The sequence below is a fragment of the Sorangium sp. So ce204 genome (assembly GCF_051526795.1).
GTDB classification, from domain to species: Bacteria; Myxococcota_A; Polyangia; order Polyangiales; family Polyangiaceae; genus Sorangium; species Sorangium cellulosum_B.
This window is the reverse complement of sequence record NZ_CP150317.1, coordinates 8237055-8258917: the sequence shown is the minus strand read 5'-3', so window position 1 is coordinate 8258917 and position 21863 is coordinate 8237055. Positions and strand designations below refer to the sequence as shown.

Genomic DNA, 21863 nt, shown 5'->3' with positions numbered 1-21863 from the left:
TGGCGAGATGAGCGCGACCCCATCACGAAAATCCACGAACCATGGAGAGGCCGCGGTGCGGTGGCCGCGTCGCACAGCGGCGGCACATCCGCGGCAGCGGCTCGCGTCACGTGCGGCACAGCCGCCATCGCGGGCGGAGGCGCCGCCGCCTCGTCGGAAGCGGAGGCGGCCTGCGCCGGCATGCGATGGTATTGAAAGATTATGTGTGGAATGGAATCGTGAAGGCCGGGCGCCGGGGCGTCCTCGGCCGGCGGCGGGAGCTCAGCTCTCGGCGGAGGCGGCCGTCTCGGCGCCAGCGACGAGCGGCGCGTACTGCGCGAGGAACTTGCTCCAGCGCTTGTGCTTGCGGCCGGGCTTCCGGGAGCTCTGGGCGCTCCGCTCCTGCTTCTGGGTGACCTTGAGGGTGAGGTGCTCGTGCTGGCGCGTAGGGCGATGCATGGCGGCGGATGCTGCTCGAACGCGCCCCGCTCTGCAAGCCTCAACGCGACGGAGCCCGCGCCTGCTCGCTCCGTCCGTCCCGCCCCGCCCCCAGCCGGCCGAAGCTGTGGATCCCGTAGATGAGCACCAGGAGCGCGAGCACCGTGAGCCCCATGCCCGCGTCCGACGGCCCGACGCCGACCAGCGCGAGCCCGGCGACGAGGAGCAACCCCCCGCCGCCGAGCGCGCGTCGCGCGCGCTCCTCGGCGTCTCGCTCTCTCCGGTGCCCCCGGCGGCGCGTCGGCCCGCCCTCCTCGCGCGCGCTCACTGGAACTTCTGCGTCCGCGCGTAGGTGATGAAGTCCTGCACGTCGCGCGTCAGCTCGCGCTCGGCGGTGATCGTCGTGCGCTCGTGCGACTCGCCGACGAGGTCGTCGTAGAGGTAGTTCTGCTGGTAGAGGAGCACGAGGCGAATGGCCCCGTCCGGCCCGCCGCGGACGATGCGCAGCTTCTCGTCCCGGCCGTTCGGCGGCGGGATCGCGGCGCCGAGCGCCTGGGCGTCCTCCTCGGTCACGTAGACGACGCCGTACGCGCGGCTCTGCACGCCGACATCGACGCGCACCTTCTGCCCGCTGGTCAGCTCGACCTCGCGCCCGCGCGCCGGCTGCGCGCCCTCGTGCGCCATCGCCCGGCGGATCACCTCGATCGCCCTGCGCTCGTCGAGGGCGCGCAGCGGGTTCGGCGCGCGCGCCTCGCCGCCGCTGCACGCCGAAAGCGCGAGCGCCGCGGTCGCGATCCCCAGCGCGAGGCCGACGAGACGGCGCGCGTCCCGAGCCTGCCCGGGCGCGAGCGCGCGCGCTGAAGGCCGATGCTGAAGGGGGCCGAGATGGGGAGCCCCCGAGCCTGGATGAAGCTTCCTCGACATGAGCGGCATGAGAGTAGCCAACCGCCCGGAGCTTCGCTACTTCTCCCGACATGGCGCGGCTCGCGGCGATCGACATCGGATCCAACGCCATCCGGCTTCGCATCGTCGACGTCGATCCTCCGGCGCTCGGGGCGTTCGGGGCCGGCCGGGATCCGGCGCTCGCCGGGGCCGCGACCGGCGCGCCCGACGCGCCGCGCTTCCACCCGTTCCGCGATGTCCATGCGGATCGCGCGTCGGTGCGTCTCGGGCACGACGTGTTCACGAAGGGCCGGCTCGAGTCGGGGGTCATCGGCGCCGCCTGCGAGGCGCTCCGGCGCTTCCGCACGGCGATGGATGCGGCCAAGGTCGACCGCTACCGCGCCGTGGCGACGAGCGCCGCGCGCGAGGCCCAGAACGGCGACCTCTTCGTCGAGCGCGCCGCGCGCGAGGCCGGCGTCCACATCGAGGTCATCGAGGGGATCGAGGAGGCGCGCCTCGTCCAGCTCGCCGTCCGCGAGCGCGTCGCGCTCGGCGAGCGGACAGCGCTCCTCGTCGACATCGGCGGCGGCTCCACCGAGCTCACGCTGCTCCGCGGCCGCGGGGCCGTCTTCTCGCGCTCGCTCCCCGTGGGGACGGTGCGCATGGTCGAGGCCTTCCTCGAGGATCGCCGCCCGGTCGACGCGGGGCACCGGCGGCTCGTCGAGGAGTACGTCGATCGCGTCATGGTCGAGGCCACGCGCGAGATCGTGGAGCTGCTCGGCGAGGGGTCGGGCTCGGGGGTCGATCTGCTCGTCGGCACGGGCGGCAACATCGAGACGCTCGCGGAGCTCTGCCCCGCGCCGGCCGGGTCCGCGGAGGGGCGGGCGATCGACGTCGGCGCGATGTCCCGCCTGCTCGACGAGATGGCGTCGAAGACGCCCGAGGAGCGCGCGCAGATCTACGGCCTGCGCCCGGACCGCGCCGACACCATCGTCCCCGCGGCGACGATCCTGGGCCGCGTCGCCCGGGCGTTCGCGCAGCGGGTCATCGTCGCTCCCGGGGTCGGGCTCAAGGAGGGCGTGCTCGTCGATCTCGCCCACGCCCACTTCCTCGGCCCCGACTTCCGCGGAGAGGCCGCCGCGGTCAGCGACGCCTGCGTCCGCCTCGGCCGCCGCTACCACTTCGACGAGAAGCACGGCGCGCTCGTGGCCCGCTTCGCCGAGCGGCTGTTCGACGACCTCGCGCCGCGCCATCGCCTCGGCCAGCGCGACCGGATCCTCCTGCGCGCGGCGGCCCTGCTCCACGACATCGGCGACTTCGTCCGCTACGAGGGGCACCACAAGCACAGCTATTACGTGATCGTCCACAGCGACCTCATGGGCCTGACCCCGGAGGAGCGCGCGATCGTCGCGAACATCGCGCGCTACCACAGGAAGTCGCCGCCCAGCATGGACCACGACAACTTCCGCGCGCTCTCGCGCGACGCGCGCGCCAAGGTGAAGTCCATGGCGTCGATCCTCCGCGTCGCCGACGCGCTCGATCGCGAGCACCGGGCCAAGGTCGCGGAGGTGAGCGGCCGCATCGAGGGCGACACGCTGGTGATCGAGGTGCAGGGCGCGGAGGACCGGGCGCTCGAGGAGTGGACGGTCGTCGCGAAGGCGGGGATGCTGCGCGACGCGCTCGGCCTCGATGTGCGGATGGTCGACGCCACGCCGAGATCGCGCCCGCCTCCGGCCGCGAGCGCGGGCGGATGACGCGAGGCACCGCCGCGCTTGCGCCGGCTGACGCGAGGCGCCGCCGCGAGCGCGGGCAGGGTCGACGCCTGAAAAAGGCGCCCTGGCCTTTGCGTGGAGCCCTGCGGGCCACCATGAAGCTCTGCACGGGGGAGGTCCTGCCCCCGTGGACGAGCGCGGCGATGCCGTACCGACGGGCGCGGCTGCGCCGCCGCGGAACAGGGGCGAGCGACCGTTGACGCTGAAATCTCCGAAGCTGATGGAGGCCCGCCGCGCCGCCGGCATCCTGAGGTCCGCACTGCGCGGGCACACGGGCGATCTGACGCTCGCCGACGCGTCGGCGAAGAGCGGCCTGCCGCTGCGCTACGCGGAGAGCGGCCTGCACCTGCTCGTCAGCGAGCACCGCGGGCACCTCAAGGCGACGTCCGAAGGTGAGCTGCTCTTCCGCTTCCCGTACGGCTTCACCAAGCCGTGGGAGACCCGCACGCGCCTCACGCGCGCGCTCCAGGCCGTCCTCCGGGCCGCCGCCGGCGTGGCTCGCTTCCTCGTGCGGGCGTGGATCGCGATCGTGCTGATCGCGTACGTCGTGATCTTCGTCGGGATCCTGATCGCCCAGCTGTTCGCCCGCTCGAGCAGCGGCTCGCGCGACCACGACGGCGTCCCCGGATCGTTCGCCGGCTACTTCCTCTTTCGGCTGGTCCTCGACGCGATCTTCTGGACGTTCCACCCGTTCTCGCCGTTCGTGTGGACGTCCGAGCCGGCGTGGTCCTCGTCGCACGGCCGCCGCGGGGCGCTCGGGCAGCGGCGCGACGAGACGCCCTTCTACGAGAAGGTGAACCGGTTCTTCTTCGGCCCGACGCCGGAGCCTCGCGATCCGCTCGAGACCGAGAAGCTCATCCTGGCCGAAATTCGCGCGCAGCGGGGCCGGATCGGGCTCGCCGACGTGATGCGCGTGACGGGGCTCTCGCGCGACGAGGCGGATCCGCGGATGGCGCGGCTGATGCTCGACTACGACGGCACGGTCGACGTGTCGGAGGAGGGGGGCATCGTCTACCGATTCGAGGCGATCCGGCGGACGGCGGCGGAGGCGCCGGCGCGGGCGCCCGCGCCGGTCTGGGCGAAGCGCGAGGAGCTGCCTCCGCTGACGGGGAACGGGCCGGGGATGAACGCGCTCATCGTGGCGCTCAACGGGTTCAACCTGCTGATGAGCCTCTACGCGCTCGGGGCCCACCTTACGCTGGACAACCTCGGGCTCCTGGCGCGGGGCGTCCCGATGGCGGAGCTGCCCGCCACGGGGACGGCGGTCGCGCTAGGGGTGGTGCCGCTCGTCTTCTCGCTCGCGCTCTTCGCGCTGCCGCTCGGCCGGGCGCTCCTGCGCCCGCTGAAGCAGCGGAGGCTCGCCCGGCGGAACGGCCGGCGGGCCGTGCTTCGGGCGATCCTTACCCGCGTCGGCGCGCGGCAGGGCCGGGAGCCGATCACGGAGGCGGTGCTCCAGCGGGCGTGGCAGGAGGCGGCGGGGGAGCCGCCGCGTTCAGAGGAGATCACCCGCGAGGTGGTCGCCCTCGGGGGCGACGTCGACCTCGAGGCGGGCGAGGGGATCCGGTACCGCTTTCCCGATCTGGAGACCGAGGCGAAGGCCCTCGAGGCCGATCGGGAGGCGGCCTCCGAGGAAGAGGCGCGCGCCGGGAAGGTGATCTTCTCGTCCGACGCATGAGCGCCGTCGCAGACGGTTTTTTCTGTGGTGCTTGATGAGGGCGCTGACAAAAACCGTCGATGACGTGTGCATGCGCACGGAGCTGCACCGCACGGAACCGCCGTTCATTGACGCGCTCTGGTCTGGACGTCTACGTTAGGGTGAATTTCGCTCATGTACTCCGTTGACAACAGGGCCGGTCGTCTCATCGAGGTGAGGCTCGCATCACCGCTCCCGACTGGCGAGGTCGACGCGTGCATCGCCCGGATCCAGGGCGTCGTGACCCAGAACCGGCATGGCGCTGTTGTGTGCATCGAGCTGCTCCAGGTCGACGTGCTCGCGCCCGAGAGCGCGGAGAAGTTCCTGGAGATGATGCGGGTCCAGAACGCCACGGTGCACCGGACGGCCTACCTGCTGCCGGTGTCGAACGCGATCCTGGGGCTCCAGGTCGAGCGCCTCATCCGTGACGCGCACAACTCGAGCCGAAAGGCGTTTCGCGACACCACCTCGCTCGAGGCCTGGCTCGTCCCGGTGATGACGATGGTGGAGGCGCAGCAGCTCCGGAAGTTCCTGTCCCAGCTCGGCTGAGGTGGCGCCGCCCGCGGCGCGCGCCGCGGGCGCCCCGCCGCGCCAGGCGCTAGCCGCGGACGAACGGCAGGTACTTCGGCTGCCAGAACCGCGCCTTCACGTAGGCCTCGACGTTCCCGGGGTCGACCTTCTTGCTCCTCGCGACGCCGTCCTCGAACGCCGCGCGGATGACCGCGATGGCGACGCGCGTGGAGACCTCCTGGAGCTCCTCCACGGGCGGGTAGATGAGCCCCTTGTCGAGGTGCTTCTCCGCCGTGTAGTCGACGAGCGCATACGCCGCCGCGAGCACCATGCCGTCCGTGATCTCGCGCGCGTCGGACAGGATGGAGCCGAACCCGAGCCCCGGGAAGATGAAGGCGTTGTTCCCCTGGCCGATGGGGATGGTCTTGCCGTCGAGCTCCACGGGCGGGAACGGGCTGCCTGTCGCGACGAGCGCGCGGCCCTCGGTCAGGGCGAGGATCTCCTCGGGGAGCGCCTCGCAGGCGCTCGTCGGGTTGGAGAGGGCGAAGATGACCGGCCGCGGGGTGTTGGCGGCCATGGCCTCGATCACGGGCTCGCTGAACGAGCGCGGCTGCCCGGACAGCCCGAGGAGCACGGTCGCGCGCGTGTTCTCGAGGGTCTCGAGCAGCGTCGGCACGGCTCCGGCCTTCTTCCATGCGGCGATCTTCGCCGGATCCTGCGCGAACTTGCGCTTGTACTCCTCCATCGGGCGGTCCTTCGCGAGGAGGCCCTTGGAGTCGAGGACGAAGATGCGGGCGAGCGCCTCGTCCTCGGTGAGCCCCTCGCGGAGCATCCCCTGGCAGATGGCCCAGGCGACGCCGACGCCGCCGGCGCCCGCGCCGTGGATGACCACCGATTGGTCCCTGAGCCGCTCGCCGCGCAGCCGGCACGCGGCGACGACGCCCGCGAGGGTGACCGCCCCTGTCCCCTGGATATCGTCGTTGAAGGAGGGGATCACCTTCCGGTACCGATCCAGCACGGAGAAGGCGGCCTCCTTGGAGAGGTCCTCCCACTGGATGACGGCGCGGGGGCAGCTGCTCTTCACGGCGTCGACGAACCTGTCGAAGAAGTCGAAGTAGGCGTCGCCGCGCAGGCGGCGCTGGCGAACACCGAGGTAGAACGGGTCCTCGATGAGATCGGTCCGGTCGGTCCCCACGTCGAGGACCACGGGCATCGTGTGGAACGGGCTCACGCCGCCGCCCGCGGTGTAGAGCGCGAGCTTGCCGATCGGGATGGCGAGCCCGCCGTAACCCTGGTCGCCGATGCCGAGGATCGCGGAGGAGTCGGTCGCCACGATCATGCGCACGTCCTCCCACGGGAAGCTCGCGAGCACGCGCTCGGCGCGATCGATGTTCACGGGGGAGAACGAGACGCCGCGCGCGCTCTGATAGAGGAAGTTGAACTGCTGCACGGCCTCGCCCACGGTCGGCGTGTAGACGATGGGCAGCATCTCGCCGAGGTGGCGATTGAGCAGCGCATAGTAGAGGATCTCGTTGCGCTCCTGGAGCGCCCGCAGATACTGATACTTGGCGATCGGCGTCGGCTCGCGGCGAAACCCGCCATAGACGCGGGCGAGCTGCTGATCCATGGTGTTGACCTGCGGCGGGAGCAGCCCGTCGAGCCCGAGGTTCACGCGCTCTTCCGGCGTGAAGGCCGTCCCCTTGTTGGTCATGACGAGCCTGAGGAGGGCGATTCCGTCGAAGTACACCTCCATGTACTCGCGGCCATAGGCGTCTCTCTTGACGTCGAAATACTTTGAGATCCTCACCATGGAGGCATTCTAAACCGACGCGCGCGCGCCGGCGAGCGATCCTTGAGCGCTGAGCGCGCGAGCGGGCGAACTCGGGTGGTTCCCGGTCGGTGACCCGGTCGGTGAATGGAGTGTTTCTGACAGGGGTATCGCCGGCGGGCGAACCCGGGCGGATCCTGCTCGCCGGATGCAGTGCTTCTCACATTGTTATCGCCCCGTGGTATAGAGGCGCGATGCGACGCATTGCCGTCATTGGAGGCGGTCTGGCCGGGTGCATCGTTGCGTTCCGGCGAGCGACGGCGGGCGACCAGGTGACGCTCGTCGAGGCGGCTCCGCGGGTCGGCGGGCAGCTCTGGACGGAGCGGGCCTCGGGCTTCGTCGTCGAGCTCGGCGCCGAGGGGTTCATCGCGCGGAGCGAGGCAGTCCCTGGGCTGGCGAGCGCGCTCGGCATCGCCGGCGATCTCGTCGGTCAGGAGACGCACCGGTCGTTCGGCTTCGACGGCGTCGCGCTGCGGGAGCTCGCGCCGGGCGAGGCGGCGGAGTTCCTCGGCTTCCAGGTGCCGCGCGACGAGCTCGGCAAGGGGATCCGGACCTTCCGCCTCGGGATGGCGCAGCTGACCGAGACGCTCGCGCTCGCGATCGCCGGGCGCGTCGAGCTGCGCACCTCCGCAGCGGTCGCCTCGCTCGCGAAGGGGGCCGGCGGCTTCCGCCTCGCGCTCGCCGGAGGGGCCGAGATCGACGCCGACGCGGTCGTCCTCGCCACCCACGCCGCCGGCGCGGCCGCGCTGCTCGGCGACGCGGGGCGGGCGCTCCGCGACGCCGAGACGCTCTCCAGCGTGACGGTCTCGCTTTCGTACCCGCGCGCCGCGATCGAGCACCCGCTCGACGGCACCGGCTTCGTCGTCGCCGCGGGGCACCAGGCGCACGGCTTCCGCGCGTGCACGTTCACGACCTCGAAGTTCGCCGAGCGCGCCCCCGCCGGCCACGTCACGCTTCGCCTCTTCTTCCGCCCGGATCCGGCGGACCTCGAGCAGATGGGCGACGACGCCTGGACGGCGCGCGCCGAGGCCTCGCTCGCGCGCGTGCTGCGCGTGCACGGGCCCTCCGAGCGCGCGTGGGTCTCGCGCTGGTCGAGCGCGCTCCCGGTCTCCACCCCCGCTCACGCGGCGCGGGTCCGGGAGGTCGAGCAGGCGCTCGCCGGCAGCGGCGTGCTCCTCGCCGGATCGGCGTTCCACGGCTCCGGGATCGACGCCGCCGTGCGCTCCGCCGAGGCGGCCGCGGAGCGCGTCGAGGCCCTGTAGAGCGCCGTCGCGCTCGGGTGCGACCGCGCACGAGAGGCGACCCGTCCTCCCGAATGCGCGCAGGCTGCGCCGACTCGGCGCGAGCAGCGCGGCCTGCCAGCGTCGATCTGCGGTGACAGGCTCGACCCGGGCGGGCGACGATGCGCACCATGACCACGGAAATCACCGGCCACCGCCGCGCGCGCGATGTCCACGGGCGCCTCGCGCTCGGCGTCATCGCGGCGTGTGTCGCCGCGGGCTGCCGTGACCAGCCGCCGCGGCCGACCGCCGAGAGCGCGCCGCCCGTCGCGGCGAGCTCACCTGCCGCCGTCGCGTCGGAGAGCAGCGCTGCGCCGCCCGCGTCGCCGGCGCCGCCGGCCCCGCCCGCGCCGAGCGCGCGCCCGCTCACCGAGAAGGAGAAGCAGGCCCTTGCCACGTACAAGGCCGCGCTGGCGAGAGGCCGGCTCGCGACCAAGAAGAAGGACTATGCGGCGGCCATCCAGGCGTTCTCCGAGGCGATCGCCGCGGACCCGAGCGACGCGCGGGCGCTCGCGGAGCGAGGCTTCGCGCACCTGACCGGGGGCGACAGCAACGCGGCGGACAGCGATTTCGACGCGGCGCTCGCGGGCGCTGGCGATCCCGAGCTCCGCTCCCAGATCTGGTACAACCTCGGGCTCCTGCGCGACAGGGCGGGTGACGCCGAGGGGGCCCGGGTCGCTTACGCCAACGCGCACCTGCTCAAGCCCTCGGCGGCGACGCGCGGCAAGCTCGCCGGCAGATCGACGTGCACCGTGGAGGTCCGCAAGGCCGACCTCGAGGGCGCCGAGCTCGTGAAGGGGTGGACCGAGCTCCTCGCGCGGATCGGCGCCGCCGAGCAGGCGCCCGGCGAGGCGACGAGCGAGGCCGCGGCGCGAGAGCGCCTGTGCAGGCCCGACTCGAGATGGGCGGACAGCCCGTGCGCCGGCGATCCGCCGTGGGTCTTCCCTCGCGACTACATGATGTACGTGCACCACACGAACCATGTGGTCTTCCCCCGCAAGCCGGACGGGTTCCTGGTCGTGAACGGCGGTCATTCGGGGGGCTGGCCCGCGCACTGCCATGGGACACGCAGCGTGAGCGGCTCGGTCGAGGGGGGGCTGCTCGTGCTGGAGAGCTCTTTCAACGGCGCTGGTGCGGTCTATGACGGAGAGGTCGATGACGAGATGCGCTGTCGGGACGGCGCGAGCTACCGCGAGCGGACGTTCTATGACGCGCGCACCGGCCGGGCGATCGTGGCGCTGCGCTGGCCGGATGGGGGCGAGGCCGTCGTGAAGGTGCAGGGCGGTCAGCTGGTCGTCTCTGGCGGCGGATGCGACGAGCGAGTCCGGCTCGATGCCAGCGTCAGCGTCGACGTCGACGCTGGCACGAAATAGGCCACGAGGTGCGCTGCGCGCGGTCGCCTGCTGCCGTCGCCCCTGGCTCAGGGGGCCTGAGCGCCGTCGCGGGTCGCGCCTGACGCCCGCGGCATATCAGGTCCAGGGCGGGCGCCGGCAAAGGGAAGATGGTGTGGCTCTTCGATTGCACCGACCGCGCTCGGACCGGCGAGCGCCGAGGGAGCGCGCCAATGTTGAAGGCGATGAAGGCGATGAAGGCGATGAAGGCGATGAAGGCGATGAAGGCGATGAAGGCGATGAAGGTGATGAAGGCGGCGAAAAAAGAATCGACTCGAGGAACTTTTCTGTTGCGCAGCCCGTCCAAGGGGAGTACTTAATCCGAACACGAGGATTCGCCATGTTCAGCCGCCGCGACAACCTGCAGATCGTTACCATCCTGTCCAAATCGGGAACGCCCGATGCGGCCATGGCATGGGACCGCCTGCTGGGCGGTGGTGGTGAACATTTGGCGCATAATCCAGGCTACCCTTGCGGCCTCCGTCCGTCGCGGAAGCTCGGTAACCCGGAGAATAGCGCCTAGAGGCAGCCAAGCACGCGTCGATCGACGACGTTCGCGAAGGCCGCCTCGGGAAACCCAGGCGGCCTTCGGCGTTCTGGGGGGCTTGTGGGCTGTCGGCTCGTTGCGGCTATCGGCCCGCTCGTGGGCTTTCGATCTGCCGTGGGATGTCGGCCTGCTGGAGGGCTGGAGATCTGTTGTGGGCTTTCGGCCTGCTGTGGATCGTCGGCTGCCGTCGAGTCGAGTAGATGAGTTGTCTTGCGCGCAGCGCGCGACGTCGTCGCGCGCTGCGGTGGGGGAGTTGCGCCCGGAGAAAGGAGGCGCGGCAGAGAATGCGTTGGGAGCATTCGATTCGAGGATGAGCGCCGCGGCGCGCGTTCACGGCGCCGGGTAATGCTTTCGTGGAATGGTCGACGTGGTTTGGCTTGCTGACACGGCAGGCCATGCGGAGGTGTGCCCTCCGCGCGGACCCGTAGCTCAGCTGGATAGAGCAGCCGCCTCTTAAGCGGACGGTTGGAGGTTCGATTCCTCTCGGGTCCACCTGTCCTCGTCCCCGCCGGCGCAGCCGCGCCGGCGGTGGGGACACCTGATCTGTGACAATCCAGGATGATGTAGATGGAGGCGCGCTGCGCCTCCATGTTCCGGTGTAGCTCAATGGTAGAGCGCCCGCCTGTTAAGCGGGTGGTTGGAGGTTCGATTCCTCCCGCCGGAGCCGCGCCCCCATTGCGGGAGGCAGGCCCGCCTCGTTCACGCGAGGCGCCGGCTCGCCGCCGGCCGGGGCGCGTCGGCGCCTCGTTCGAGCGGGCGCTGCGGGATGTAGCCTAGTGGAAAGGCGCCTCATCTGGGGTGAGGAGATCCGCCGGTTCGATTCCGGCCATCCCGACGATGGTTTGCGTGGGTGTTTCTCTTCTGGTGAAGAGGGCAGGTTGTGACCCTGCGGAGGCGGGTTCGATCCCCGTACACCCACCCAGGACGGGTCGAACGTGCTCGGTTATCTTTGGGAGATCAACCCGAGCGCGCTCTTTTATCCGTCCTCTTTTGCCCGGAGGCCCGGGCCGGAGGTGGTGTGATGGCCGATTATCTGAAGCACTTCGCCGCGCTGGTCACCCCGCAGCGGCAGAAGGCCCGCGCCGATCAGGCGAAGAACAGCGCCGGCGGCTTCGCCTTCGCCCTCGACGAGTGGGCGAGGCTCGACCGCTGGCTGATCCTCGGCGCCGAGGGGGGGACCTACTACGCGACCGAGCGGAAGCTCACGGTGGAGAACGCCCGCGCCGTCGAGGCGTGCCTCGCCGCGGACGGGCCCCGCGCCGTGCAGCGCATCGTCGACATCAGCGGCTCGGGGCGAGCGCCGAAGAACGCGCCCGCGATCTTCGCGCTCGCGATCGCCGCCGCCGACGCGAAGATCGAGACCCGGCAGGCCGCGCTCGCGGCCTTGCCCGAGGTGTGCCGCACGGGGACGGATCTCTTCCACTTCGTCCGCGATGTGCGGGGGTTCCGCAAGTGGGGGCGCGGGCTCCGGTCCGCCGTCGCCGCCTGGTACAACCACAAGCCCGTCGACAGGGTCGCGTACCAGGCGATGAAGTACCAGCAGCGCGACGGCTTCAGCCACCGCGATCTTTTGCGGCTCGCGCACCCTGTCGCGCCGACCCCGCAGCACGACGCCCTTTACCGCTGGATCGTCGGCGGCATCGAGGCGCTCGGCAAGGAGTCGGCGCGCGGCAAGGCGCTGCCCATGACCGATCTGCCGGACGCGGTGCGCGCGTTCGAGTCGCTCCGCGCGGCGACGAACCGCAAGCAGGTCACCGCGCTGATCAGGCAGCATCGCTTCACGCACGAGATGCTCCTGACCGAGTGGAAGAACGACCCCGCGGTCTGGGAGGCGCTGCTCGAGCACATGCCTCAGACAGCGCTCCTCCGGAACCTGGGGAAGATGACCGCGATCGGCCTGCTCTCGCCGATGAGCGACGCGTCCCGCAGGGTGGCGCGACAGCTCACCGACGCTGGGCGCCTGCGCGCGGCCCGGGTCCACCCCATCGCCGTGCTCTCGGCCCTCAAGGTCTATGAGCAGGGCCACGGCGAGCGCGCTCGCCGGCGCGCCAACGCGCTCTCGTGGACCCCGGTCCGCGAGGTCGTCGACGCGCTGAACGAGGCGTTTTACCTCGCGTTCCGGGCGGTCGAGCCGACGGGGAAGAAGCACCTTTTGGCGCTCGACATCTCCGGATCCATGACCAGCGGCTCCATCGCCGGCGTCCCCGGCTTGACGCCGCGCGTGGCGAGCGCAGCGATGGCCATGGCGACGGCGAGGATCGAGCGCGAGTACGGCGTCGTCGGCTTCTCGGCGGCGTCGGGCGGTTACGGCGGCAAGTGGGGTGGGGGCGTCTCCGGCCTCATGCCGCTGTCGATATCGCCGGAGCAGCGCCTCGACGACGTGCTGCGCGCGGTGAATGGCCTGCCCTTCGGCGGCACTGACTGCGCGTTGCCGATGATCTGGGCGAAGCGGAACCGGGTAGAGGTCGATGCGTTCGTCATCTACACGGACAACGAGACCTGGGCGGGCGGCGTTCACCCGTTCCAGGCGCTCAGGGAATACAGGCAGGCGATGGGCCGACCGGCCCGGCTGATCGTCGTCGGCATGACGTCGACCGGCTTCTCGATCGCCGATCCCACGGACCCCGGCATGCTCGATGTCGTGGGGTTCGACGGGGCGGCCCCCCAGGTGATGGCGGATTTCACCCGGGGTGTCTCGTGACAGGCAGCGTGACGGACGGGCTCCGCCGGCCCGTCCGTCAGGCGAGGGCGCCTCACGAGCGCCCTCCTCTTGCGGGACGCCGCCATGATGGATGGCACCTGTCCTTCACCCTTTGCCCGGGATCTCCCGGGCCTCAGAGGGACAGTTCTCGTGGTTCGACTCCAGCGTCCCGCTCTCAGCAACAGCCCCCGAGCCCGAATGGATAGGGGCCGGCCTACGAAGCCGGTCGATGCGGGTTCGAGTCCCGCCGGGGGCGCCGGGATCCCCTCTCCGTCGCCCGCTCTCTCGCCCGATCCGGGCCGAAGGACGACGGTTCTCGGATCCCGACCATGCCGCCGTAGCTCAGCCTGGTAGAGCACCTGACATTCCGCTCTCCACCATTTGCCCGATCCGGGCCGAAGGAGGACGGTTACCCGTTAATCTGGATGACGCGGGTTCGAATCCCGTCGGCGGCGCTGGTTTGCCCTCGTATGCATCTGGTGAGGCAGCCTGATTGTCGATCAGGTGAGGGGAGTTCGATCCTCCTCGGGGGCGCCTCGGGGTGTGCGTCATGGAGACGGCGGAGCCTCCAAAACTCCTGCGAGAAGGTTCGATTCCTTCACGCCCCGCCGCAAAAAAAAGGAGCGCGATGAACCCAATAAAAACGATGAGTGATCGTCCAACGGGCGAGGAGGTAAAGGACGTGGGGAGACAAGGAGATGGATGTTCGATGATGAAGATCTGACGCCAGAACACCTGGCTCGGGGTGATAGTTCAACCGGGAGAACACTGCCTTCGCACGGCAGGGATCGAGGTTCGACCCCTCGTCGCTCCACCGGACGGGCCAATGTTCGTGGGTTACCATGCCGCTTGGCTGTTCCCCCTTGGGGCCTCCCCACGGCGCCCTTTGCGCGTTCGTTCGTCTCGTTGCCGAGGCGGGCCGCCGTCCGGCGGCCGCACGCGATGTGCGGGCGCGCGGCGCCCGGCGGCCCGCCTCCTTTTTCTTTCGATGAACCCGCGGTGGTAGCTCAACGGTAGAGCGCGAGCGTGCCAGGCTCGCGACGGGAGTTCGATTCTCCTCCACCGCTCCTGTCAGGGGCCGCCCCTCGCGGCGCTCTGCGCCAGCGACATCGCGGCGCCGGGGCCGCAGGTCGGCGCTCCTGAACATGTGCTTATCGTGTGTCCCTGTCCCCATCTCGCTAGAGGCTCAGGCGGCCGGATTTTCGCTCCGGAGGCGCGGGTTCGAATCCCGCTGGGGACACCGGGCCGCTCCGCTCGCCAGCGTGCTCCTTTGGGCGCCCGCGCCCGAGCGGGCGAGCCTGCCAATTCCATCTTGATGAGAACTTTCTGGGTGTGGCTCAACCTGGTAGAGCACCGGCTTCGGGAGCCGGGGACTGGGGGTTCGAATCCCCCCACCCAGACCGCGGAGGGGCGACTGCTCCGCCGCGACGCGCGACGAAGACCCTCTGGGTGTGGCTCAACCTGGTAGAGCACCGGCTCGGGGAGCCGGGGGCTGGGGGTTCGAATCCCCCCACCCAGACCGCGTCGCGCGGACGTCACCGTGACGGAACGGCATACGTGGCAGGCTGAGATCCTGCGCCCTTCGGGGTATGTGGGTTCGAGTCCCACCGGTGACACCCTGCCCGGGTGGCGAAACGGCAAACGCTGCTGGCTTAGACCCAGCCATCTGGGGGTTCGACTCCCTCCCCGGGCACCGATTGCGTCTAACCTGGAGTGACGTCATGAAGAGAAAGAGACGATAGAGAGGTGGGCCATGACCGCGCAGACGCTGCTTTTGACGCCATGGATGGTGCCCCATAAGGTCATCCCCTGGCAGACCGCCGTCACGATGAGCTTCCTGGGCAAGGTGGAGGTCATCGAGGTGTACGACGACGTCATCCGGTCGCCGTCGCTCTCCATCAAGGCGCCCGCGGTGGTGCGGCTGAAGCGGCCGACGCTGGGGATGAAGCGCGGCGTGAAGTTCTCGCGGCTCAACGTCCTCCTGCGCGACGGCTTCCGCTGCCAGTACTGCGGCGTGCAGAAGGTGGCCCGTGAGCTCAACTACGATCACGTCATCCCGCGTGTGCAGGGTGGCAAGACCGTCTGGGACAACATCGTCGCTTCCTGCTACGCGTGCAACTCGGCGAAGCGGGGGCGTACCCCGGAGCAGGCCGGCATGAAGCTGCTCCGCGCCCCCGTGAAGCCGAAGTGGCTGCCGCCTGCGCCCGTCATGGGCCTGAGCGAGCGGCGCATCCCGGAGGTGTGGGCAGGCTACTGCGCGAGCTCGGGGTGAGCCGAGCCCCTCGCGCCGGCGCGCCCGCGGCCCGTCGTGCAGACGGCGGGTCGGGCGCGCCGGCGCGCGTCGGGGCTTCCGCCGGCGGCCGCGCGGGTGCAGGATGTCCAGGCATGGAGACGCGTCAGGCCGAAGGCCGCGCGGAGGACGAGGACGCGCCGTTCCCCGCGATCCTGCGGGGCTGGCTCATCGAGGGAGAGCTCGGCCGCGGCGGGATGGGGCGCGTCTTCCGGGCGCGGCACCCGAAGACGCGGGCGCGGGCGGCGATCAAGGTGCTGCTCGGCGACTACGCCCGCCGGCCGGACGTCGTGGCGCGCTTCCGGCAGGAGGCGATCGCCGTCAACATCATCAACCACCCCGGCATCGTCCGTGTCTTCGACTCCGGTGAGCTCGAGGACGGCTCGCCCTACATCGTGATGGAGTACCTGGACGGGCGGGGGCTGCGCGACTGGGTGCAGGCCGTGCCGGCCGCGGATCGGCCGCGGCAGGTCGTGCGGCTCGGCTACCAGATCGCGTCGGCCATGGCCGCGGCCCACGCGTCCAAGGTCGTCCACCGCGATCTGAAGCCGGAGAACATCATGGTGATCGACGACGAGCTCGCCCCCGGGGGCAGCCGCGTCAAGATCCTCGATTTCGGCATCGCGAAGGTCCTCTGGGGCGGCCTCCCCGAGGTGCTGGAGCTGGACGCGAGGGGCTCCCTCGCGCCCGCGTCCGTGCCCACGCTCCGCACGGAGCTCTCCGCGCCGACGGCGCCGACGGTGGGGATGGCGCCCGACCCCGAGAGCGCCGCCGGGTGGGCGGGGATCGCGAGCGGCCCTGCGAGCGACGCGCGCACGACGGCGGAGAGCGAAGAGAGCACGACGGCGGAGAGCGAAGAGAGCACGACGGCGGAGAGCGAAGAGAGCACGACGGCGGAGAGCGAAGAGAGCACGACGGCGGAGAGCGACCCGCGCGAGGACGACGCGCTCCGGAGCCTTCCTCGGGTGAGCCTCGAGAGGCCTGCGATCCAGTTCCTCCCCGCGCCGGTCGAGATCCCGCCCGGGGTGGTCTCTTCTGCTGCGGGGCGCGTGTCCATCGAGCCCGCGTCGAGCGGCGGGGGCGCGGGACAGCCCACGATGCCGTTCACGCAGGAAGGCGCGTGGGGCCTCGGGACGAGGAGCTACATGGCGCCGGAGCAGGAGCGCCACTCCGGGAGCGTCGACGTCAAGGCGGACGTCTACTCCCTCGGCGTCATCCTTTACGAGCTGCTCGAGGGGCAGACGCCCGACGCGCCGCGCGGCGCGTGGCCGCCCCCGATGAGCGCCGCCACGCCGCCCGATCTCGTCGCCCTCGTCCACCGGGTGCTGTCGTTCGACCCCGACGCGCGGCCGCGCATGGCGGAGGTGGCGACGGCGCTGCACCGGCTCGGCCGGGCGAAGAAGGAGCTCGACGAGGCGCTCTCGAGGTGGGTCGCGAGCGGCAGGGCGCCGAGGCTCCTGCCGCGCGGCAAGGCGCTGCACGAGCTGTCCGCGTGGGCCCGGGACATCGACGACCTCTCGGGCCTGGAGCGCAGCTTCCTCGACGCGGCCCTCGGCGCGGAGGCGCGCCGCGAGCGGCTCACGCGGGTGCTCCTTGCGCTCGGCGTGGTCTTCCTGATGGGCATGGTCGCGACGACCACGGTGTTCTGGGTGCACGCGACGCGGGCGCGAGCGACGGCCGAGGCCGCCGAACGCGCCGCGCGGGAGCACAGCCGCCTCGAGGCGGCCGCGAACTCCTCCGCGCAGGAGGCCCTCGCGAAGATGACCGAGGCGCAGCGCGCCACCGAGGAGGCGCTCGCGCTCGCGATGAAGGCGAGCGACGACGCGAAGAGCGCCAACTCCGCCAGGGACTCGATGACCGAGGCGAAGCGCCTGGCCGAGGGCGCCGAGCTTCGGGCGAGGCGCGCGGCGCAGGCCGCGGCCGCCGCGAAGGCGGAGGCCGACGAGCGCTACGAGCAATCGAGGAGCGCCTTGGAGCGCGAGATCGCCGGGCTCGAGGGCGACCGCGAGCGCCTGTCGGCGCGGCTCGGACAGGCCGAGGACGAGCGCGAGAGGGTGAGGGACGCGCTCCGCTCGAGAGAGCACGAGCTCAGGGCGACCCTGTCGGAGCTGAGGCGCGAGTCCACGCGCGTGGGCTTGCTCGAGCGCAGGCTCGACGAGGCCTCCGCGCAGATCGACGCGCTGGAGAGGCAGAACGAGGAGTGCGCCCTGCGGCAGCGCAGGGCGCAGCCGCAGCCAGAGCCTCCCCCGGACGGGGACATGCCCCCTGCGAAGGAAGAGAGAGAAGAGATCGCGACGCCGCCGGCCGAGCCTCCGGCGGACCCGAGGCCTCGGCCGGCGCCCCGCTGGCGGTGGCGACGCGATACGACGATATAGCCTCGGCGGACAGCGGGGAGGCGGGGCTCGCGCCGCGCGCCCGTGCCCCGCGCGCCCCGCGTGTTCGTGCTAGCTGAGCGTAGGTATCTCCTCGCGGCCACGGTTGCCGCCGCGCGCGTCCACGACGCGCACGCTGCTCGCCTGAGGCCCCTCGTCGCCGTCCTCCTCGGTGTAGGCGACGCCCATGCCGACCCTCAGATCGGAGAACGGCGCCGATACGATGCTTCGCTCGTGGAAATAGATCTCCCGACCATCGATCGTCGTGATGAACCCGTAGTCGTTGAACAGCTTCGCGATGACGCCGGCCGTGTCCTGCGCCGGGTGTGCCTTCACCTCGCTCCGCTGCTCGTCCGCGAGCTTCTTGAGCTGGCGACCGGCGCGCTGGAACACGTCGCGCACCGCCGCCGGCAGCAGGTTCCTCGCGGCCCGCTCCTCGCTCACGATCTCGTGCTTGCCGGCCACGTGGAGGTCGACGCGCACGCGGTACTCTCCGCCCGTGCCCATGCTCGCGTGGTCGCGCTCGACCACCACCGCGCAGCTGTTGATGTGGTCGTTGAAGCGCTCGATCTTGTTCGCTTGCTCCCGGATCAGCTCCTCGAGCGAGGGGCTTTTGCCGATGTGTCGGAAGGTGAGCTCCACTTGCATGCTCTCTCCTTTCATCCTGCGTCGCTGGGACGCCTCACTGCAGTCATGCGTCTGCTTCGCCGGAGGCGCAGGCTCGGAGGGATTGGCCTGCGATCGTGAACACCTCGCGTGTGCTCGGCGTGATCAGGTTGCAAGTTCGCTGCCACGGCCGCACAACCGCGCAACAGCCGCGCGGCGCGCTCCTCCACGGTCGAGCGCGCCAGGCGCGCGCGCGGAGGCGCAGGCTCTGCGCGGAGGGAGCCAGTTCTTGCGTCCCTCGTGGATCTCCAGGGTGGCGCGGCGGTGTGGCGCGAAGCGACGGGGCGCCCTCTCCTGGGGCAGTTTGCGACGTGCGGCGCGCTTCACGTCGTGTCATGGCGGCTCGTCGGCGCTCCACGCGTGTCGAGTCCGGGAGCGGCGCCGCCCGGTCCAGACGAGCTCTGCCATCAGGGGGCGCCGCGAGGAGCGGCGGCCACGACGGGCCCTCCCGGAGCGCGGAGCGACGCGAAGGCCCGCCCGCCGTGCCGATCGGGAGCACGTGCGCACGGCGCGTCGTCGTGTCGTCGTGCGGCGCAGGAGCAGCGACAGGACGGCGAGCACGAGGGCGAGCGCCCGCGCCGCGAACGTCGCCGCGCCGCCGGCTCGCGCTCCTCCGCTCGGCCTGCCCTCCGGCCTGCGCCGTGCGCCCGAGCTCGCCCTCGTGCTCGCCGTGTGGCCCCTGGATCGAGCTCGCTCCTCGGCGCGTCGGGGCGCCGCTTCAGCGGATCTCGAAGACGTAGTCCGTGTCGTAGGTGCGGACGAAGAGCTTGCCGTCCTTCTCGACGAGGAACTCGGGGCCGCTCTTCAGCGGCAGCTTCGAGACGACCTTGCCGGTGGCGCGCTCGAGGACATAGAGGAAATCCGGCTCCGCCGTGAAGCCGTATCCGCAGAGGAGGTGATCTCCATGCAAGACGAAGTTCTCGGCGTTGCAGACGAGCGGCGCGCTCTGCCAGAGCAGCTGTCCCGAGGCGAGCTCGATGGCCGACAGGTAGGCGTTTTTGCCCTTCGACGAGGCCGCATACGTCCTGTGCCCCGACGAGACATAAAGGACGCCGTCCTCGACCGCGGCCCAGCCGATGCTGCCCTTCACGAAGCCGGCTTCCTTGGGCTCGAACTCAGGCGGCATGAGGAAGCTCTCGAAGTCGAAGAAGGCGACGATCGTGTGCGCCGCGTCGAGGATCGCGACGAAGCGCGCCTCGGCGAAGCTCGGGCCGTAGAGCAGCGCGCTGTGGTCCCCGTGGCCGATCGCCTTGACGAGCGCTTGATCGCGGTAGCGCTCGGGAGCGAAGGAGGGGAGGGTGTCGCTCGCCCCGCCGGCGTCCGCGCCAGGCGCCGGCGTGATCATCGGCAGCGCGAGGCCGTTCGTGGTGAACCATGCCGCCTCGTCCGTGATCTGGTTCTTCTTCTCGCTGACCTTCACGAGGCGCGGCGCGGCGGAGCTTCCGGCTGGCGCGCGCCGGAAGAGCGCCGCGCCGAACGGCGGCGGCGGGAGCCTCACCAGCGACCGGCTATCGAGCGCCGCGCCGTCGCCCGCGGCCACCAGCGCCGGCTGCCCGTTGCCGCCGCGGGGGGGCGGCGCGGGCCGCGGCGGCGGGGCGCCGTCGTGAGGCGCGGGCGCCGCTGCGCTGGCGCTGGCCGCGCCGGGGGGCGCCGCGGCGTCCTGGGAGGCGCGGGCGGGGGGCGCCGAGGCCGGCTGACACGCGCCTACGGCGAGCAACGCGGCGGCGAGCCAGCGCGCGGGGCGAGGTGGCTGAGGCGGAGGCGGGGCGGCGAGCACGCGCGCAGCGTACCGCATCCGCCCCGGCGAGAGGGCGCTCCCAGGCGCGGGAGCTCAGCGGGCGGGCGTGAAGGAGAGGTTGAGCGTGTAGGGGCCGGCGTCCTGCGCGTTGTACGGCTCGACGAAGATGAACAGCGGCACGCCGCCGTCGACAGGGATATCGGTCCTCTCGTCGTGGCCTTTGATCTGCTCCTCGATGCACGCCAGCTGGCGGCCCGTGCAGCCGGCCCGCACGTAGAAGCCCTGGTCGGTCTCGGAGGACAGCACCACCCTGAGGCTGCCAGCGCTCGGCGGCGTGACCGCGTGGATCCCCTCCCGCATCCCGGCACGGGTGCAGGTGCCGTCGAACACCATCGTCCCGCTCGTCGTGTCGCCCCGGTTCTCGCCCAGGACGGCCACGGGCGCGTCCGCGCAGAGGTCGTCGAGCTCCCAGGTGCACGCGGCGGAGCAGCCGTCGTTGTTGACGGTGTTGCCGTCGTCGCACTCCTCGGGCCGGCTGACGGTGCCGTCCCCGCAGGTGGCCGGAGAGAACGAGAGCTCCAGCGTGTACGGCCCTGCGCCAGCGGACGTGACGGCGTCGACGAAGATCGGCACCTGCTGGTCCTTGCCCACGACGATCGCGATTTCAGGGCCGGCGCCCGGGGGGGCGGTCTTGTCCTGGCAGGCGAGCTCGGTGGAGCCGTCCGCGCACGCCGTGCGGGCGTAGAGGACGTGATCCCCCGTCCCCGACTGGAGCACGACGCGGAGCGTGCCGGATTGCCCAGCGGGAGGCGTGAACAGGTGGACGTCCTCGGGCCCCACGCCCCCGCAGGTGCCTTCGAACACGCGCGTGCCCAGCGACGTATCGCCCTCGATCGTCGCGGCCGTCACCGGCGCCGCGTCCGCGCAGGCTGCGTCGACGAGCGGGCGGCAGGTCGCGGCGCAGTCGCTGTCCGCGCAGTCGACGCGCTCGTCGCCCTCGTCGTCCTCGCCGTCGGAGCAGTCCGTCTCGCCGAGCTTGCAGAGGCCGTCGAACGTGTCGCACACGCCGAGCGTCCGGCACTGCGAGTTCTCGGTGCACCCAGGGATGCACGCGGTGCGCTCGCCCCTGACCTCGCTGCACCGGTAGCCGTCGCGGCAATCGTCCGGCCCGCTGCACAGAAGGAGGCACAACCCCAGGCCCTCGCCGAAATCTTCACAGATGCCGCCGTTGGGACAGTCTCCCACGGCGGGATCGCATTGGCCCGCGCAGGCTCCGGACGGCCATCCCCACTCGCGCTCGGTGATGCAGTAGTCCTCGGGGCAGGCCGCATCGCTGGTGCACGCCGCTCCATAGGGCGCGGGGCTCGCTCCGCCGGAGCCGCCGGTGCCCGTGGGCTCGGCGCCACCCGCGCCGCCGGTGCCCGTGGGCTCGGCGCCACCCGAGCCGCCGGTACCCGTGGGCTCGGCGCCGCCGGAACCGCCGGTGCCCGCGGGCTGGGCGCCGCCGGTGCCCGCGGGCTCGGCGCCACCGCTGCCGCCCGTGCCGGTCGCGCCCGACGCACCGGCGCCGCTGCCCGTCGGCTGGGCGCCGCCGGACCCGCCGGAGCCACCGGCGCCGCCTTCGCCACGTTCGCCGTCATCGCCGCCGCACCCAGCGGTCGTCGAGAGCGCGAGCACAAAGAGACCTGCAACGAGTCGTACGTTCATCCACCCGCTCCACCAAAGAGAGATCGTCGAGACGCGGGGTGAACTCCACCCCACGGCGCAGCACTGCAC

General features: G+C 71.5%; 16 protein-coding genes and 15 tRNA genes. 24 read left to right on the top strand and 7 right to left on the bottom strand.

Annotated features, from left to right (window positions below):
* Positions 1-261 precede the first annotated feature (261 nt).
* The 3 genes from WMF22_RS30650 to WMF22_RS30640 are packed head-to-tail and all read right to left on the bottom strand — an operon-like array spanning position 262 to position 1341.
* Complete coding sequence (locus WMF22_RS30650) at positions 262-438, bottom strand: hypothetical protein (protein WP_012238237.1); 177 nt, start codon at positions 436-438, stop codon at positions 262-264.
* A 40-nt stretch (positions 439-478) separates the two neighbouring features.
* Positions 479-745: a hypothetical protein gene (locus tag WMF22_RS30645; RefSeq protein ID WP_438032079.1), complete on the bottom strand. Its 267-nt coding sequence runs from the start codon at positions 743-745 to the stop codon at positions 479-481.
* Positions 742-1341 (bottom strand): hypothetical protein, encoded by a 600-nt coding sequence (locus tag WMF22_RS30640; RefSeq protein WP_437293545.1) that lies wholly within the window; start codon positions 1339-1341, stop codon positions 742-744. Before WMF22_RS30640 ends, WMF22_RS30645 begins: the two co-directional genes overlap by 4 nt.
* 50 nt (positions 1342-1391) lie before the next feature.
* Here WMF22_RS30640 and WMF22_RS30635 point away from each other — a divergent pair, with 50 nt between their 5' ends.
* The 3 genes from WMF22_RS30635 (at position 1392) to WMF22_RS30625 (ending at position 5313) form a co-directional block, all read left to right on the top strand.
* On the top strand, positions 1392-3053 hold the full coding sequence (locus WMF22_RS30635) for a Ppx/GppA phosphatase family protein (RefSeq protein WP_437293544.1): 1662 nt from the start codon (positions 1392-1394) through the stop codon (positions 3051-3053).
* Positions 3054-3267: 214 nt separating this feature from the next.
* Positions 3268-4746: a hypothetical protein gene (locus WMF22_RS30630; protein WP_438032078.1), complete on the top strand. Its 1479-nt coding sequence runs from the start codon at positions 3268-3270 to the stop codon at positions 4744-4746.
* 153 nt (positions 4747-4899) lie between these two features.
* Positions 4900-5313: a hypothetical protein gene (locus WMF22_RS30625; protein ID WP_437293542.1), complete on the top strand. Its 414-nt coding sequence runs from the start codon at positions 4900-4902 to the stop codon at positions 5311-5313.
* A 49-nt stretch (positions 5314-5362) separates the two neighbouring features.
* Here the strand turns inward: WMF22_RS30625 and WMF22_RS30620 are convergent, their stop codons facing one another.
* Positions 5363-7081: an NAD-dependent malic enzyme gene (locus tag WMF22_RS30620; RefSeq protein WP_438037295.1), complete on the bottom strand. Its 1719-nt coding sequence runs from the start codon at positions 7079-7081 to the stop codon at positions 5363-5365.
* A gap of 215 nt (positions 7082-7296) precedes the next feature.
* Between WMF22_RS30620 and WMF22_RS30615 the strand changes: the two genes are divergently transcribed.
* The 21 genes from WMF22_RS30615 to WMF22_RS30515 all read left to right on the top strand — a co-directional run bounded on the left by WMF22_RS30615 (position 7297) and on the right by WMF22_RS30515 (position 17686).
* The gene (locus tag WMF22_RS30615) at positions 7297-8364 is read left to right on the top strand and encodes a protoporphyrinogen/coproporphyrinogen oxidase (protein ID WP_437293541.1); all 1068 of its coding nucleotides are present in this window, start codon (positions 7297-7299) and stop codon (positions 8362-8364) included.
* Between the two features lie 149 nt (positions 8365-8513).
* Positions 8514-9755: a tetratricopeptide repeat protein gene (locus tag WMF22_RS30610; RefSeq protein ID WP_438032077.1), complete on the top strand. Its 1242-nt coding sequence runs from the start codon at positions 8514-8516 to the stop codon at positions 9753-9755.
* Positions 9756-9888: 133 nt separating this feature from the next.
* Complete coding sequence (locus tag WMF22_RS30605) at positions 9889-10296, top strand: hypothetical protein (RefSeq protein WP_438032076.1); 408 nt, start codon at positions 9889-9891, stop codon at positions 10294-10296.
* 442 nt (positions 10297-10738) lie between these two features.
* Positions 10739-10812: transfer RNA gene (locus WMF22_RS30600), tRNA-Lys, on the top strand.
* Between the two features lie 100 nt (positions 10813-10912).
* Positions 10913-10984 (top strand) — tRNA-Asn (locus WMF22_RS30595).
* A 98-nt stretch (positions 10985-11082) separates the two neighbouring features.
* Positions 11083-11155 (top strand) — tRNA-Pro (locus tag WMF22_RS30590).
* A gap of 12 nt (positions 11156-11167) precedes the next feature.
* A tRNA-His gene (locus WMF22_RS30585) sits at positions 11168-11242 on the top strand.
* 99 nt (positions 11243-11341) lie between these two features.
* Positions 11342-13021 carry a TROVE domain-containing protein gene (locus WMF22_RS30580; RefSeq protein ID WP_437293537.1) on the top strand — a complete coding sequence of 560 codons (1680 nt, stop codon included), beginning with the start codon at positions 11342-11344 and terminating at the stop codon, positions 13019-13021.
* A 184-nt stretch (positions 13022-13205) separates the two neighbouring features.
* Positions 13206-13277 (top strand) — tRNA-Arg (locus WMF22_RS30575).
* Between the two features lie 75 nt (positions 13278-13352).
* A tRNA-OTHER gene (locus tag WMF22_RS30570) sits at positions 13353-13476 on the top strand.
* Between the two features lie 7 nt (positions 13477-13483).
* Positions 13484-13555: transfer RNA gene (locus WMF22_RS30565), tRNA-Asp, on the top strand.
* Positions 13556-13559: 4 nt separating this feature from the next.
* A tRNA-Trp gene (locus WMF22_RS30560) sits at positions 13560-13629 on the top strand.
* A gap of 134 nt (positions 13630-13763) precedes the next feature.
* Positions 13764-13835: transfer RNA gene (locus tag WMF22_RS30555), tRNA-Ala, on the top strand.
* 182 nt (positions 13836-14017) lie between these two features.
* Positions 14018-14088, top strand: a tRNA-Gly gene (locus tag WMF22_RS30550).
* 99 nt (positions 14089-14187) lie between these two features.
* Positions 14188-14261: transfer RNA gene (locus WMF22_RS30545), tRNA-Glu, on the top strand.
* An 86-nt stretch (positions 14262-14347) separates the two neighbouring features.
* A tRNA-Pro gene (locus WMF22_RS30540) sits at positions 14348-14421 on the top strand.
* A gap of 45 nt (positions 14422-14466) precedes the next feature.
* A tRNA-Pro gene (locus tag WMF22_RS30535) sits at positions 14467-14540 on the top strand.
* A gap of 15 nt (positions 14541-14555) precedes the next feature.
* Positions 14556-14637 (top strand) — tRNA-Leu (locus WMF22_RS30530).
* A 4-nt stretch (positions 14638-14641) separates the two neighbouring features.
* A tRNA-Leu gene (locus WMF22_RS30525) sits at positions 14642-14714 on the top strand.
* A gap of 93 nt (positions 14715-14807) precedes the next feature.
* A complete protein-coding gene (locus WMF22_RS30520) occupies positions 14808-15293 on the top strand; it encodes an HNH endonuclease (protein ID WP_437989825.1) in 486 nt (161 codons plus the stop codon).
* Positions 15294-15406: 113 nt separating this feature from the next.
* A complete protein-coding gene (locus tag WMF22_RS30515) occupies positions 15407-17686 on the top strand; it encodes a protein kinase domain-containing protein (protein WP_438032075.1) in 2280 nt (759 codons plus the stop codon).
* Between the two features lie 69 nt (positions 17687-17755).
* Here WMF22_RS30515 and WMF22_RS30510 read toward each other — a convergent pair whose 3' ends face one another.
* From WMF22_RS30510 to WMF22_RS30500, 3 genes are all read right to left on the bottom strand, one after another.
* Positions 17756-18331: an HPF/RaiA family ribosome-associated protein gene (locus tag WMF22_RS30510; RefSeq protein ID WP_437293535.1), complete on the bottom strand. Its 576-nt coding sequence runs from the start codon at positions 18329-18331 to the stop codon at positions 17756-17758.
* Between the two features lie 736 nt (positions 18332-19067).
* Positions 19068-20126, bottom strand: coding sequence for a hypothetical protein (locus WMF22_RS30505; RefSeq protein ID WP_438032074.1), 1059 nt, complete (start codon positions 20124-20126; stop codon positions 19068-19070).
* Positions 20127-20180: 54 nt separating this feature from the next.
* Positions 20181-21794 carry a DUF4215 domain-containing protein gene (locus tag WMF22_RS30500; RefSeq protein ID WP_438032073.1) on the bottom strand — a complete coding sequence of 538 codons (1614 nt, stop codon included), beginning with the start codon at positions 21792-21794 and terminating at the stop codon, positions 20181-20183.
* Between the last annotated feature and the right edge of the window lie 69 nt (positions 21795-21863).